17 protein-coding genes are annotated in these 14089 nt (G+C 56.4%); 7 read left to right on the top strand and 10 right to left on the bottom strand.

Annotated elements, in window-relative coordinates; all coding sequences use genetic code 11:
- Positions 1-12 precede the first annotated feature (12 nt).
- On the bottom strand, positions 13-456 hold the full coding sequence (locus DXY02_RS06165) for an Npun_F0494 family protein (protein WP_114988502.1): 444 nt from the start codon (positions 454-456) through the stop codon (positions 13-15).
- Here DXY02_RS06165 and DXY02_RS06160 point away from each other — a divergent pair.
- Complete coding sequence (locus tag DXY02_RS06160; protein ID WP_114988501.1) at positions 455-1021, top strand: nucleoside triphosphate pyrophosphatase; 567 nt, start codon at positions 455-457, stop codon at positions 1019-1021. The two genes, DXY02_RS06165 and DXY02_RS06160, sit on opposite strands and share 2 nt — an antisense overlap.
- Here the strand turns inward: DXY02_RS06160 and DXY02_RS06155 are convergent.
- Complete coding sequence (locus DXY02_RS06155) at positions 1018-1671, bottom strand: DUF4079 domain-containing protein (RefSeq protein ID WP_170951498.1); 654 nt, start codon at positions 1669-1671, stop codon at positions 1018-1020. The two genes, DXY02_RS06160 and DXY02_RS06155, sit on opposite strands and share 4 nt — an antisense overlap.
- Positions 1672-1698: 27 nt before the next feature.
- Positions 1699-2307 carry a 30S ribosomal protein S4 gene (gene rpsD, locus DXY02_RS06150; protein WP_011363781.1) on the bottom strand — a complete coding sequence of 203 codons (609 nt, stop codon included), beginning with the start codon at positions 2305-2307 and terminating at the stop codon, positions 1699-1701.
- Positions 2308-2383: 76 nt separating this feature from the next.
- Between rpsD and yidD the strand changes: the two genes are divergently transcribed.
- From yidD to DXY02_RS06135, 3 genes are read left to right on the top strand one after another with little or no spacing between them, the layout of a single operon-like run.
- The gene (gene yidD, locus DXY02_RS06145; protein WP_025362425.1) at positions 2384-2662 is read left to right on the top strand and encodes a membrane protein insertion efficiency factor YidD; all 279 of its coding nucleotides are present in this window, start codon (positions 2384-2386) and stop codon (positions 2660-2662) included.
- The gene (locus tag DXY02_RS06140) at positions 2662-2934 is read left to right on the top strand and encodes a glutaredoxin family protein (protein ID WP_114988500.1); all 273 of its coding nucleotides are present in this window, start codon (positions 2662-2664) and stop codon (positions 2932-2934) included. Before yidD ends, DXY02_RS06140 begins: the two co-directional genes overlap by 1 nt.
- A 36-nt stretch (positions 2935-2970) precedes the next feature.
- Positions 2971-4476, top strand: coding sequence for a UDP-N-acetylmuramoyl-L-alanyl-D-glutamate--2,6-diaminopimelate ligase (locus DXY02_RS06135; RefSeq protein ID WP_114988499.1), 1506 nt, complete (start codon positions 2971-2973; stop codon positions 4474-4476).
- A 34-nt stretch (positions 4477-4510) separates the two neighbouring features.
- Here DXY02_RS06135 and DXY02_RS06130 read toward each other — a convergent pair whose 3' ends face one another.
- The gene (locus DXY02_RS06130) at positions 4511-5692 is read right to left on the bottom strand and encodes an aminotransferase class V-fold PLP-dependent enzyme (protein ID WP_114988498.1); all 1182 of its coding nucleotides are present in this window, start codon (positions 5690-5692) and stop codon (positions 4511-4513) included.
- A gap of 71 nt (positions 5693-5763) precedes the next feature.
- Here DXY02_RS06130 and DXY02_RS06125 point away from each other — a divergent pair, with 71 nt between their 5' ends.
- The gene (locus DXY02_RS06125; protein WP_114988497.1) at positions 5764-6930 is read left to right on the top strand and encodes a phage integrase N-terminal SAM-like domain-containing protein; all 1167 of its coding nucleotides are present in this window, start codon (positions 5764-5766) and stop codon (positions 6928-6930) included.
- A 503-nt stretch (positions 6931-7433) separates the two neighbouring features.
- On the opposite strand, the gene DXY02_RS12485 is transcribed toward DXY02_RS06125, so the two are convergent.
- Both DXY02_RS12485 and DXY02_RS06120 read right to left on the bottom strand, forming a co-directional pair.
- Complete coding sequence (locus DXY02_RS12485) at positions 7434-7607, bottom strand: hypothetical protein (RefSeq protein ID WP_170951497.1); 174 nt, start codon at positions 7605-7607, stop codon at positions 7434-7436.
- Between the two features lie 425 nt (positions 7608-8032).
- Entirely contained in the window at positions 8033-8692 is a 660-nt protein-coding gene (locus tag DXY02_RS06120) for a hypothetical protein (RefSeq protein ID WP_137024451.1), read from the bottom strand.
- Between the two features lie 946 nt (positions 8693-9638).
- Between DXY02_RS06120 and DXY02_RS06115 the strand changes: the two genes are divergently transcribed.
- Entirely contained in the window at positions 9639-10061 is a 423-nt protein-coding gene (locus DXY02_RS06115; protein WP_114988495.1) for a glycine zipper 2TM domain-containing protein, read from the top strand.
- A 460-nt stretch (positions 10062-10521) separates the two neighbouring features.
- On the opposite strand, the gene DXY02_RS12200 is transcribed toward DXY02_RS06115, so the two are convergent.
- Entirely contained in the window at positions 10522-10953 is a 432-nt protein-coding gene (locus tag DXY02_RS12200; protein ID WP_137024449.1) for a hypothetical protein, read from the bottom strand.
- 969 nt (positions 10954-11922) lie between these two features.
- Here DXY02_RS12200 and DXY02_RS13070 point away from each other — a divergent pair.
- On the top strand, positions 11923-12057 hold the full coding sequence (locus tag DXY02_RS13070; RefSeq protein ID WP_256377302.1) for a hypothetical protein: 135 nt from the start codon (positions 11923-11925) through the stop codon (positions 12055-12057).
- An 86-nt stretch (positions 12058-12143) separates the two neighbouring features.
- On the opposite strand, the gene DXY02_RS12195 is transcribed toward DXY02_RS13070, so the two are convergent.
- The 3 genes from DXY02_RS12195 to DXY02_RS12190 form a co-directional block, all read right to left on the bottom strand.
- On the bottom strand, positions 12144-12656 hold the full coding sequence (locus DXY02_RS12195; RefSeq protein WP_137024447.1) for a hypothetical protein: 513 nt from the start codon (positions 12654-12656) through the stop codon (positions 12144-12146).
- 126 nt (positions 12657-12782) lie between these two features.
- Positions 12783-13292: a hypothetical protein gene (locus tag DXY02_RS06110; RefSeq protein ID WP_114988494.1), complete on the bottom strand. Its 510-nt coding sequence runs from the start codon at positions 13290-13292 to the stop codon at positions 12783-12785.
- Positions 13293-13357: 65 nt separating this feature from the next.
- A complete protein-coding gene (locus tag DXY02_RS12190) occupies positions 13358-13540 on the bottom strand; it encodes a hypothetical protein (protein WP_137024445.1) in 183 nt (60 codons plus the stop codon).
- Positions 13541-14089: the final 549 nt, after the last annotated feature.

Here is a 14089-nt window from a genome sequence, read left to right as displayed (position 1 = left end):
GCGTGGTGCCGGTCACAGCGGCCAGTGCCGACGCAGGCTGTGACGCAGACGCTCCAACACCGGAACCGAACGCTGCAGGAGTGCAGGGTCGTCATCGAGGAGTTGGCGACCCAGGGGCGTGAGCCTGAAGCGGCTTGTCAGCCCTTGCCCATCCACTTCCCGGCGCAGCACGCCCACGCTGATCAGCCAACGCAGGTCGTCTTCGAGGGCTTCGCTGTTGCGGAACCAGCGTGTTTTGCGGCCGTAGCGGCTGGGTTCGCTCCAGAGGTTGCCGGCATCCAGACCTTGCTGCTGAAGATCCCGATAGAGCGCTTCAGAGAAGGGCAGGCATCCCATGGCCCGGCAGGCCCGGTCACGGCTGCGTCGATCCAGCAGGTCGGTGGGGTGAGCGATGGCGAAGCCTTCCGTCCCTGGCAGCCTACGGAGCGTTGTTCTGCGGTGTGTTCCCGTGCTCATGCTTGCTTCCGCCTCGCCGGCGCGTCGCCGTTTGCTGGAGCAAGCGGGAATCCCGCATCAGGTGCGCGTCAGCGGTGTGGATGAAGACCAGATCCAGCATGCGGAGCCCGCAGAGCTGGTGCAACTGCTGGCTCGGGCCAAGGCCACAGCTGTCGCCCAGACGCTTGACCCGGTGGGCGATGCCGAGATCACGGCTGTGCTGGGCTGTGATTCGGTGCTCAGTTTTGAAGGGCAGGTGTTCGGCAAGCCCTCAGGGCCAGGCGAAGCGATCGAGCGTTGGCAGCGGATGGCTGGCGACTGCGGATCTCTGCTGACGGGCCATTGCCTGATCCGTCGCGGACAACCTGAGCTGTTGGCTTGCGTGGAAACGGTGGTGCGCTTTGCCGCGCTCAGCCAGGCCGAGATCGAGGCCTATGTGGCCAGTGGAGAACCGCTGCAATGCGCTGGTGGTTTTGCCCTCGAGGGCCGCGGCGGCCTCTGCATCGATGGCTTGGATGGCTGTTATTCCAACGTGATCGGCCTGAGCCTTCCCTGGTTGCGTCAGCAGCTTTCAGCTTTGGCTTAGTGCAGCAGCAGATTTCGCGTTCCCGAGATCGCTTGCATGGCCAGCAGCAAAGCCACCAGCAGATTGCTGCTGATGTGAATGCGCCTGGCCTGCACGGAATGACCAATCAAGGGCTGCAGCGCCGTTGAGCTCAGCAACAGGGCGGTGAGCAACATTCCCATCCAGAAATGGGACTGCCAGAACAGGGGGCTCCAGGGAACATCGCTGAACCGCTCCACGGCCGGATGCAGCCCCAGCAGAAGCAGGCCGCAGGCACTGGCGATAGCCCAGAGAAAGCGCTGCCAGACCAGCCGGGTCGTTAGCAGGCGCCCGAAGCTGAACAGCACAGCGCTGCCGGTGACGATTAGACCTAGGGGGTGGCTGCTCCAGAGGCTGTGGCCTAGGCCGATCAGCACCGCCACCAGCACTCCGCCGGTCACCCATGCCCCATGCTGCGCATGCTCCACCGGCACCGTGTCGGCGATTGGGTTGATCTTGAGCCGCTTTTCCCGCGCCAGGATTCCCAGCCGGATCGTGGCGCCCACCACCGGGTAGACGAACAGGATCATCAGCACGGGGTGGATCAATCCCAGCCCATCGTGGCCGGTGAGCGACTGCAGTGCCTGGGGATCAGCCAAAAAAAACGCAACCCTGAACCCAGGGTTGCGCATCGTGGGGTTGTGAACTGCGGATCTGGATCAGACCTTGCGGGAGTAGTACTCCACCACCAGCAGTTCGTTGATTTCCAGGGCAACCCACTCGCGTTCGCAACGGGCGGTGACCTTGGCGCTCAGCTTGGACTTGTCCAGCTCGAGGTGGCTGGGCACGTTGGCCAGACCGGGGAACTCGAGGTTGGCTTCAGCCAGCTTCTTGCTGCACTTGCGCTCGCGGATGGCGATCACATCGCCGGGCTTGCACTGGTAGCTGGCGATGTCGGTCACACGACCGTTCACGGTCACGTGGCCGTGGTTCACCAGTTGACGGGCGCCGGGCACGGTGGGACCGAAGCCGAGGCGGAAACAAACATTGTCGAGACGATTCTCGAGCAGCTTGAGCAGGTTGGTTCCGGTGGAACCTTCCTGGGCGCGCGCTTTCTTCACGTAGCGCACGAGCTGACGCTCGGAGACGCCGTAGTTGAAGCGAAGCTTCTGCTTCTCTTCGAGACGGATCGCGTATTCAGAGCGCTTGCGACGGGCTTGGCCGTGCTGACCGGGGGGATAGGACCGTTTGGCGGCCTTCCGGGTGAGACCGGGGAGGTCTCCCAAGCGCCGCGTGATCCTCAGGCGAGGGCCGCGGTAACGAGACATAAGTGGGAAGGTGTGTGTTGAGTTCGTGCCGTTGTTGGCCATGCTGGAACCGAAACAGCTCCTGGCATCTGCCGCGATGCACGAATCTGCCACTGTATCTGGCGGCCCGATGGCCAAGCTGCGACAGGCGTTGAACCAAGCTCTGGCGGCTGTTCTCCTGGCAGGGATTGGGTTTTATCGGCGTTTCATCTCCCCGATGATCGGGCCTCGCTGCCGCTTCACGCCCACCTGCAGCGCCTATGGCCTTGAGGCCATTCAGAAGCATGGACCGTGGAAAGGGGGCTGGCTCACCGTGAAACGGCTGCTGCGCTGTCATCCCTTCACGCCCTGCGGCTGTGACCCGGTGCCCGATTGATGAAGCAGCTCACCCTCTACAGCCGTATCGGTTGCTGCCTCTGCGAAGGCCTGGAATCCCGCTTGCGCGACCTCGATCTCCTGGGGCTCTCGATCGAGCTGGAGGTGATTGATATCGATGCGTCCGGCACCCCCCAGGAGCTGAAGGCCCGCTACGACCTTGAGGTGCCTGTGCTCGCGCTCGATGGGTCTGAGCTTCCCCGGGTTTCCCCGCGGCTCACGGGTGAGGGACTGTTGAAGTGGTTGCAACGCTGTCTGTCCACGGCGCTCTGAACGGCTTAAAACTCCCCCAAGTACAGGGGAGATGGGATGACGCAGGTGTTGCATGCCCTGTTGAGTGATGCAGGCATCGCAGTGCCGCCGGGGCTGGTGAACCCTGGGTTGGAGGCAATCACCACCGATTCCCGTCGCGTCGGCCCTGGAACTTTGTTTCTCGGTCTCCCAGGCGAACGGGTGGATGGAGGCAGCTTCTGGGCCCAAGCTCTTGAGGCCGGGGCTGCCGCTGCCGTGATTGGAGCTGAAGCCGCTGCTGCGCAACCGCCAGCTGCTGACGACCCCGTTGTGGTGATCCAAGAGCCGGTGGCGCGTCGGATTGGTGAGATCGCCGCGGCGTACTGGGATCACCCCTGCAGGCGCATGGCCCTGATTGGTGTGACCGGCACCAATGGCAAAACCACAACCACCCATTTGATCGAGCATCTGGCCGCTTCGGCCGGCCAATCGGTGGGCTTGTTCGGCACGTTGGTGAACCGCTGGCCGGGCCACAGCATCACGGCCACCCACACAACGGCCTTTGCCGACCGCCTGCAGGGGCAACTCGCCGAGGCTGCCTCCGCTGGTTGCGGCCTAGCGGCGATGGAGGTGAGTTCCCACGCCCTGGCGCAGCAGCGGGTGGCGGGCTGCCGCTTCGCGGGCGCCGTGTTCACCAACCTCACCCAGGATCACCTCGATTACCACGCCTCAATGGAGGACTACTTCGAGGCCAAGGCGTCGCTGTTTTCAGATCCTTTGTTGCTTGCCGACGGCGTGCGATCGGTGGTCAACAGCGATGACCCCTGGGGGACGCGCCTGGCCGAACGGCTTGGGGCCGCCTGTTGGCGCAGCTCTCTTGAGGATCCCTTGGCCGAGTTGCACATGAGCGACCTGCAGATGACGGCTGCTGGGGTGGAGGGTCGCTTGATCAGCCCTGTAGGTGAGGGTCGTTTCCGTTCGCCCTTGTTGGGTCGCTTCAACCTGATGAACCTGCTGCAGGCGGTGGGAGTTTTGCTTCAGCAGCAGCTGCCTTTGCCGGTGCTGCTGGAGGCCATCGGCTGTTTCGGTGGCGTGCCCGGCCGCATGGAGCGGGTGATCCTGAACGGGGTGGATGCAGCGAATTTGCCGCCGGTGCTGGTGGATTACGCCCACACTCCCGATGGCCTGGACAACGCGCTTTCGGCAGCGCGTCCCTTCTGCACCGGGCGGCTGATCTGCTTGTTCGGTTGCGGTGGTGATCGGGATCGGGGCAAGCGTCCGCAGATGGCGGCGATTGCGGCACGCCTGGCGGACCGCGTGGTGGTCACCTCAGACAACCCCCGCACCGAGGATCCTCAGCAGATCCTGGACGACGTGGTGGCGGGGATCCCGGCCGGTAGCGATTTGCTTGTGGAGGCTGATCGAGCCAAGGCGATTGCCTCAGCCATCGCCGAAGCAGAGCCGAACGATCTGGTGTTGGTGGCCGGTAAGGGGCACGAGGACTACCAGATTCTGGGAATTGAAAAGGTGCACTTCGACGATCGCGAGGAGGCAGAACGCGCCCTGCGTTTGCGGTTGTCTTGAAGCAAGTGGCTCTGACGCGGTTGATCTGAGCCGATCAAAGGGTGCTGATTGCGGCCACCAAAGCGTTGATGTCGTCGTCTGTGGTGGTGATATGGGTGCAGGCCCTCAAGCAACTGGGGTCTGCCAGATCGCGAATCCACAGCCCCTGTGCCCCCAGTTGCTTCACATGCTCTGCAGGGGGCACATCGCCAATGACCTGAAAGCTCACCAGTCCGCTTGAGGGAGGCACCTCCAGCAGGGGTGTGACGTGATCCAGCCCCTGGAGTGCCCGCCAGAGCTTGCCGCTGAGGGCTCGGATGTGGTCCCAGCGTTGCTGGGCTGATCCCGCGTTCTCCAGCAGTTGCAGTGAACAGCGCAGGCCGGCCATCAGGGGAACGCAGCTGGTGGCCACTTCGAAGCGGCGGCTGTCGTGATGAAACCGATCAGTGCTGCTCAGATCCACCTTGCTTTCATCACGCAGGCTGCGCCATCCGATCACGGTTGGAGACGCCTCGGCCACCACACGCTCTGAAAGCGCCACGCCCCCCAGGCCTTCCGGTCCACAGGCCCACTTGTGCCCGGTGAAGGCATAGATGTCCGCAGCTGCAGCGGCGTCTTCGACGGGGATCTTTCCGAAGCTTTGGGCTGCATCCACCAACAGAAAAGGTTGTTGGGGGTGCTGATGGAGTTGCTTGGCGACTGCGGCTATCGGCATCACCTGGCCGGTGTTCCAGAGCAAATGGCTCAGCACCACCAGACGGGTGCGGGGGGTGAGGGTTCGGTCAATCGCCTCGACCACGGCGGCATCGCATTGGGTCTGATCACCCCGGAAGTGCTTCACCGGCAGCACGTCGATGGAGAGGTTCTGGCGCCGGGCCAGTTCCACGCAGGCACTCACAACGCCGGGGTGTTCGCAGTCGCCGATCAGCAGCCGGTCCCCTTCGGTAAACGGCAACCCCCAGAGCGGCAGCACGCAGCCGCTGGTGACGTTTTCAGTGAGGGCAAGCCGATGGGGCGGAACACCGCAGCACTGGGCCAGAAGGCGGCGGGTGCTGTTCACCTCCTTGGCGATGTAGGGCCAGACATCTGCTGTGAACGGCCCCAACTCCTGAATGCGCGCCCAGCTTGCGGTGATCGCCTCTAGGGAAGGATTGGGCAAAGGCCCTTGGCCGCCGTAGTTGAAGTAGGTCTTGTTCTGCAGGGCAGGACACAGTGATCGCAACTCGTTTGTGCCCATCTGGTTTTTGGCTAACTAGGGTGTGACTAAAGCTGTGACTAAAGGTGCCCTTTCGGAAGCATCCGACATATGTGCGTAAAGCACGCAATGGGTACCAGTTGCAGCGTGGCGTCCCGAAGGACGTTCAGCCAGTCATAGGCAAAACGATTTGGGTTGAAGCTGCGGGGTTGACCTATCGGGTCGCCCAGCGTCTCTCGCCAGCTTTTGCGGCCAAGACCGACCGGCTCATTGCTGAGGCCCGAAATGAGGTGCTGCTCACGGGTGAGGAGCTGATTGATTCGCTGCCTCAACGGTTTGACCTCAAAGATTTTGAAATTGTCGATCTGTTGCTTGAAGGTTCGGGTGTCGCCGTTGAGGAAGGTCTGATCACTCCCCAGCAAGAGAGCAGGTACGGGGCTGTGCTGAGGGGGGAGGAGCCGCCTAGACAACACCTCTCGAAGGAAGTGTTGATCCAGCAAGCCAAAGCGTTGAAGTCACCTGCAGCGCGGACCGAGATGAGTTGGAAGAGTGCCCTTGATGGGTTCTTGGAGTATGCGGGGATCACTCACCCAACTGCTGCCACAAAGCAACACGCCATTGCTTATCGATCCTGGTTGTTGGAACGCCTCAATCCTTCAACTGTCAAAACGCAACTCGCTTTTTTGAGCGGTCTTTGGTCAGTTCTTTGTGAGTTGCGGCCTGATTCCACGCATGTCTTTCGAGGACTGAATAAACGAATCAAGGTCGTCAAGGCCAGAAAGTCTGACATCACTATCACCGATCCATCGCAGTGGGAGGGGGCGGGAGATCAGATGGAGATTTTTCAGTTCCTGTTTTTCACGGGTGCTCGTCTTGCCGAGATTGCTGGCTTGCAAGCAGAAGACTTACTTGAAGACCGGATTCTTATTCGCCCAAACGTGTTGAGGCCTCTTAAAACCTCGTTCTCTGAGCGATCCATCCCAATTCATCCACGGCTAAAGACTTTGATTGTCGATTTGCGAAAGAAGAACGGGCTTTTATGGCCAGCTCAGTATCAGGAATCAAGCAAGCGTTGGGGTGTCAACCTTTCAAAGCCATGTAGGAAAATGCTTGGACTTACTCCTAAAGGCTTTAGAGACCGTGCTGCAACGGTATTACGGTCTAATAATATGAATGAAGCTGTTGTTGTTGCATTGCTTGGACATACACCCAATTCAATTTCAATGTCATATGGCGCTGTGCCATGGAGTGAGCTGAAACGCGCTGTAAAGCTTCTCTAAGACCTCTATTTATGGTTAATGATCAATCCATCAGAAAGCGCTTATCTCTTGCTGTAGGGCCTTCTAGGCTGCTCTGAGCAATAGGACATTAATACAAGGGAAAAGCCGAAGGCTTCCACCATCATCAAAGAAAAGATGATCAAAAAAACTCGTGGTTTGGAAGCCACGTAAAAGAAAGGGTTGACTCTGAATACCTTCGGGAGTAAGTCGTCATCCGCGTTATCAGACGCCAGGGAGAACAAGCCTTCAGGCAGCTTGTAGTAGTACCCGTTATCTGATTCCCGTCAGCGTGACGCCCTAACACAGCGGCACCACCATGAACTCAAGTGAAATCGTCCTCTTTGAGGTATTCATTGGATTCGTGTTTGCGGAGTAAGTGCTACAGGCGGAGACTGTGGCAACACCTCCCAAACCGAATCTAAGTGAATATGTAATTGCTATTTTTATAATGCAAGAGATTTGGCTCAGTCCCTCAGCAAGCAGGTCAGGGAATCAGCCATGACCTACTTCTTGAATAGGGCTCGCCAGGCGACATAGCTGCCGCCACCAAGCATGACTAGGGGAAAAATAATCTTGCTGAAGGCCAACAGGATGACTCCACCAAGGCTGATCAGTCCGACCTTCTTAATCATGGCCTGACTTTCGTCAGTCATCTGGTCCCACTTGACCCGGGCCATTGCGACTCAGAAGCTGTGGATCACTTTTTAAGGGGAATTGGCTTTGGATGCAACGGCCTCTACCCACTAGCTAATGCCACGTTGCTTTGCTTGAGCGCTAACTCCAGTCCACTGGAAAGAGTTTTGTCTTGGTGGCGGTTAAGTAAGGCATGTCCTCTATGAGGTGCTGGGCTGCCCACACCCCACGGACTACGCGGCATACACCTTCTTTGTCGCAGACCCTGTAGTACTCGAAGCCTTGTGGAGCGGTGGTGAGTTTGGTTGCTCTCATGTCATGGGTTCCAGCTGACCCAATAACTAGGCAGCAGGATTAGTCTTGAATGAGTAGATCGAGACAGAACGTTCGGTTCGTCTTAAAACCTTGGACGGCTTAACGGGCTCAACCGTATCGAGTAAGCCACGACAAAGATCATTTGAGAGCAGCTTTACTCAGACCATGGGTCCGATTTGGATTCCTCTTGGGCCGCCTCACGTGCCGCGATGATTTCCTTGGCCTCCTGCTTCCAGGCCAATCCAATCGGATCGCCTTCCATCTTCAGGAGATATTCAGCCTGGCTAGCGAAGTAATCCTCTTTGGTGATCCGTCCTGCCTTGATCAGGATTAAGGCTCGGACTACATGGCCGTGGCAGTCATAAGGAGCTCCTTCTCCGATGAAGCCCCCTCCATTTTTTCGGCTGAACTCGCGGGAGTCGGAAATCAAGTCGATGGTTTTGCCTGCAATTACCTCTGCAGCACGCGCACGTAACCAACGGTCAGCCCCGTCGGGCATGTTCCCTTTCTGGAGCCACTCATCCCAGACGTAGTCGCGGTATGCATCAATCTGCTGTTCGCGCGTCCACTCTGGTTTCTTTTTCTCGAAGAAGTTGCCTACAGGTGATTGTTCACGGCTGATGAAGTAGCGCCGTGCCAGATCGGGCCGCTGGGGCGATCTTGTTCCACGGTTTCCTTTTGGTGTAGTTGCACCAACCCAGTCAGAGCGAGTATCCGTTCTCCCCATAACTGCGATGGGGTCGATCTCGTCGTCATCAGTTTTATCCCAAGCTGATGAACTACCAACGACAGCCTCGGCAATCCAGGACAGCATTTCTTTGCTGTTCGTTCGCCAGTCCCATTTTTTGGCCCTACTACTCGTCATCGGCGTTTTCGGATCACTTTGTCATTACTCATTCTGGACCTCCTCTTGGCCAGCAGGATCAATTGGTTCTGTAGTAGCGCCCATTTCTCCATCTATTGATTGATCTTCTCTGGCTTGCGGATGCAGAGCTGCGTCTCCGGCCAGTGTTGTAGACGCGATTCACGATTCATTGCTATGAATGCAAGTGAGACGAGATGGCCAGGAAAATGGCGGTCTTGGCTCAGGTGATCTGCTCTATGAGCTGCAGCAGATCACCTTGACATGAATTGGGCGGGACAGAATCAAGCTGTAGACCCTGATGTCTATCCATTGCTCGTACACCGTTGCTGTGTTCGACACAAAGTGACATAGCTTTTTCTTATACTCGGAGTCCAGCCGCTCTTCACCCTTTGGCATTGTATGGCGCTTAGTGAAAGTTGCGATCCTTTTTCGGCCTAGGATATTTCAATCCATATTGAGCTTTGGTTCGAGGGTTTTACGTGAAGCGACTGCCGGTGCTCCTTTCTGTTCTGCTCATTTCGGCTCCCTCAGCTTTTGCTTGGGAGAGGTTTGACAGCGACGAAGGATATAAAAACTGCGTCGATGTGGCTTTAAGAGAATGGTTAGACCAGGGGAGATGGAGATCATTGAGCAGGGTTGAGAAGAGCGCCTACAAGTCTTTGGCGCATCAGCGCTGCAGTTCGCCAGCCCAGCAACATCACTTGAGTGATCTGGTGAAATAATATTTAATCCTGTTTGGGTTTAGTAGTCGAGATCTGAAGGTTGATGAGAAAGGCGCTCGGCAGCTTTCTTCACTTGGCTCATTGGCGTGCCATAACTTCCCATTTCGGTGTCTTCCAATCAGCTGCGCTTGGCGTCTCTATGGGAGTAGCTTTTCTATAGAGGAACAATCACGATGCCCTCGCTTCAACCTTTCCTTGTGTCCCTGCTGATTGGCACAGCGGCTACGCCGCTCGTTGGCGTTGTAGGCGCAGAAGCCCAAACCGTTTCCCAACCTGGTTATTCGCGTAGTACGAAGTGTTTTCGGGACGAGTACAGGGAGGAATACGTACCTGGTACAAAAGACAGGCCTGGATACGTACGGAATTGGACTGAAAAGGTAGAGATTGCCTGCTCTGGCAGCTCGACTCAGGCCTTTACGCAGAAATCCCAAGAAGTCGATATCGACAACAACGACTGCAGCCAAGGGAGTGTGATTGGTGGATTGCTTGGAGCAGGATTAGGCGCGGCTCTGTCCAGGGACAAAGGCCGTTGGGTGGGAGTTCCTGTTGGAGCTGCAGCAGGAGCAATGGTCGGCTGTCAGGTAGATGGTGGTTAATGCTCTCTGAACACGCATGAGTTCTCTTCTCCTGCTGGTTGGATTAGGGCTCGGCGGTTATCTCGCCGTTTGGCGCAACAAGCGAGCCTTAAAAGCCAAAGCGCGACGCAGGCGTTAGCTGTCCTCAGCCAGCTCAATCACGTGCCGCAGCGTCACCCACTGCATGTTGAATCACAGCTTTTGACAAGCAAAACCACCGCCTACACAGAGGTGATATCGCCGCTCTCAGAGGTGCAAATCAACTGGAGCACCGAAGTCATAACTTTGGAGACCCAGCACCCTGCGTATCACTTGCTACTTAAATTGAGTTTTGCTCTTCTCAATGACCGCTTAAATGAATGGGGTAGAGGTAGCACCGCGTAAAAGCCACTAATTCCGACTAAACAAATTTCAAACGGTTGTGCCTAGGCAAGCAACGCGCCTTCGGATGCCCCGAAGGCATTTCTATGCAAAGGACCCCTTAGAAGCCTTCAGCACGTCTTTTGACTGATTTTTGAATAGATTCAGTGACTGCATTGCTGTCCCCATCAGTAGCAAAAAGATAGTTAGGAGCATTCAGAGATTCGCACCCAGCCCTAGCAAGCTCCTTGCGAAAAGAAGCCACAAAAGAGCTGCCCAAGCTTTGACCTTTCCAATCAATTCCTGGATCCCATGAATCCATCTCGATATTGTACGCGACAAGATATTCATTAAATATCAAATCTAGAGCTTGATCTACCTCAATCATTCCTTTCTTGTATGCGTGACAAATCACTCCCGCACTGGCTTGCGAAGCCCCAGACCAAAACGAATTGAAAGTATCGTTTTCACTTGTTTTTTGTTCTGATTGGACTGATGTGGGTGTGAACGCTGCAATCCCAAATACGGCAAATAAAGTCAGAAAAATTTTCATCGCAACGACATGGCTTTCTAGTCTCAGCGGAAGGTAGCGATTCAGGGCACGAAGGTAAAGCCCGAGGGGTCTGCATCCCCCCGGGCACCATCTGCACCAGAGCTGGCACCGGTCGCGGTTATGCGATTTCGTCCTGTATCGCAGCAAAGAGGACAAGGAGGGAGGCCGCCCCTCCCAGGTGTATGAGATGTGGATGGTTTGCGAAAAGCACGAGCAAGTTGGTCATAAGGGGCACCACTAATTCACTCGTGTAGTGGGCTATGCCCGTGAGGCGAGCCCACGAAGGAGAAGTACAAGCTCTGGGCTCCGTCGTAGCAAAAGCAGATGGGCTGGGTTCCTGAGGTGGGATGAGCCCTCGCAATAAAAAGGCAGGGATCTCACCCCCTGCCTCATCCGTCTTTTTCTCCAGATGAGCAGTCCAGAGAATCCGCAGCTCTGCGGGGCAAGACCCTAGTGATGTCTGATTAATTGCGTGATGTCAGCCCTCTCTATCGGTGGGGCTGACTTCCAACAGCCGTTGCCGAATTAAAGATGCGGGACTACGGAACCGCGAGGAGAAAGATGTTCGCCCCGAGCGATGCGGTCCGTTCCCTAACGCTGGCGAGAAGTTGTGCAATCAAGTGCAATGCACTGAATCTTTCCCGTTATTGGAAGTCGGGGTTAAGCGCAGAAAGCAAGCCCCATCCACAGTTGCCGTGGGATGAGGGCTGGATTGTCTGCCAGCCACGGGTCGCTCTCCCGTGCTGCTGCGATGGCTCACTCAGCCGTAAGAGGAGATGTCGCAGGAACCATTGATAGGGAGTCTCCAGTGGTGTTGCACACCATTTTTCGGAGAGCTTTGGGATCAAGGATTTCTTCCGTGAAGGTCAGATAAGCAGGTCGAGATGGCTACAGAAAGTCGTCGTATGTCCTTCTAACGCCTACTGGCCCAACGCCACACGCGAAACTGAGATAAGGAATCAGCTTTGTATGGACGTCCGCCTGAAGGTCGCAATGAGCGCGGTGCTCATTGCGGCAATGTTTGTAACCGCTGCTGGCGGTAACTGGTTGACGTTCCTTTTCTTCGCCGCCATGGCGGTCATCGTGACTTGGGAAACCAGCTAAATAGGCTTCATTAACTGGGTTAACGCTGACTCGTTACCCACATTGTTCCGAGAGCTTGAATTCTGCGTTCCTGAGGCGGGTTGACGTCAAAATTGAGATTGACCTGATGTACGGCGCGAGGTTGGGTCAGAAGCTGAAGACTGTTCTGGAGGGTTCTCCTCAGTACTTGTCTCAGAGGCCATATCCTTAACCTCTGAAACCGGTTTATCCGGCGCTTGACTTACTGAAGACTCAGGTTGAGTTGAAGGGGCTGTGACCCGAGTGGCGCAGTCGCGTCTGATTTTTTGGACATCCAATGCGAATTGATTGGCTGCTCCCCCTGCCAGTAAGGCTTGCTCCATATCTCCTAGTTCATCCATCAGGACTGCAAACGCTCGGTATCGAGGAACAAGCAAGTCCATCCCTGCAGTGATCCTTCCGCTGTTGGCGCACCGCCCATCGAGGTCAAGGTCTGCGACCTCTTCAAGCCTCTCGTCCACCTCTTCGAGAAGTTCGTTGATCTGCGCTTGAAGTTTTTCTGCTACCTGAGCGGCTGTCGGTTCCGCCGGTTTACAAGCAGCCAGCAACAGCAGGGGCAGAAGCAGCGGAAGTCTTTTCATACCTCTGATTGTGCCTTGATCTCGCTTCTGGCGCCCAGCCCATGTGCTTCTGTACTACGCAGCGGGAAAGGAAGTGGGTCGCCAGATCAGTTGGAGTGCGTAATGCCCAACTTGATCGACGTTGGATCACAGTTGGTAGCTGCAGGTTGTTTGCCACTGATCAAGACCGCCATAACCGTCGTTTTCCAAGTAGGTCACACGAACATCGACACCGTTGCTTTCGTTGGCGACGTACAGGTGATCTACGAAGACATAGCTCCCTGGATCCCACAGAGCAGCTTTGATTGCCTGCTCACAGTTTTGAACCAAGCCCTGACGTGAAGCGGCCTTCAGCCTTTCAGCAGGCTCCACATAAGCCTTGAGCTCTTCACATTTGAAATGTTTGTCTCCTTTCCCCGGTTCAGCCTTGTTGAGTTGGGCACGAGTCCAGTCGCACCTCTTGAAGTCAGAGATGATCCCGGCACTCTTGAAATCAAAGTGGGATTTGCCCTGCTTGTCGGTTAACGCAGAAGAAGCAGCATCACCTCTAGCCGACTTTGTTGAGAGGAACGCGTCTGCATGGCTGTAGTAAGCCCGAGCTCCTAGGCCAACCGCGACAACAAGCACAGCCGAGGAAATCCAGCGTCGCACTTTCATTGGTCTATTAAGGCCGGAGTCAAGGATGTCAGCGGTAGCAATTCAGACCCTCGGCAGGATCAGGCTCAGTGGTGGCCCTTTGCAGCGAATGCTTCAGCTGACTGGCTGCGAGTGCAGTCAACAGCGTTGGCGCCTCCAACGAAAACAGCCAAGAACATGATCGCGACGATCACGCTGCCAAAGATGTAGGAGATAGGAGATTTCATTTCGATGAAGCCAACGGCGTTATCAGGCCCGGGTTGCGTCATTTGATACCTGGCGAGCGTTTAAATCAGACCCAAGCAGGCTTGGGGCAACGCCTATCAGCAGAAGCTGCGGAATATTCCAAATACTCCTCCAACGGCTTACCTGCATAGAGGCAGTGCCGGTAATGCCCAACCTTGCGGAATAGGAAATCCATCTCCCGCTTCAGGTCACTGACGATTTGCTCATATGCCTCTTCTGCTGACCTGAGCCTGTAGACGGCCTGCACGTACTCCTCCTCTGCATCTCGCAGCTTTTGCTGTGGTGTGAACGAGTCAAAGTTCTTCCGGAGGGACATAGGTCGCAACCGTTTTGGAAATGATGCCAGCGGTTCAGATCCTCGTGCAGATGTGAGTCACGAGATCAGTGTTTACCCATTTGACGACGCTTCAATCGACCTCGCTACCCCGTCCAAACTCCAGCAGAAATTTCTGAGGCCCGTCTACGTACTGGCATGGACCTGAAAGCCCCCCATGCCCCTCCTGTTTTTGAAATTTCGCAGGACTGGGTAGTGGCTCAATCGCTGTACCAGCATTCCTCCAAGCCAACCCAGC

Source organism: Synechococcus sp. N19, assembly GCF_900474045.1.
Taxonomy (GTDB): domain Bacteria; phylum Cyanobacteriota; class Cyanobacteriia; order PCC-6307; family Cyanobiaceae; genus Parasynechococcus.
Note: the sequence above shows the minus strand (reverse complement) of the source record. Positions and strands in the feature narration are given on the sequence as shown.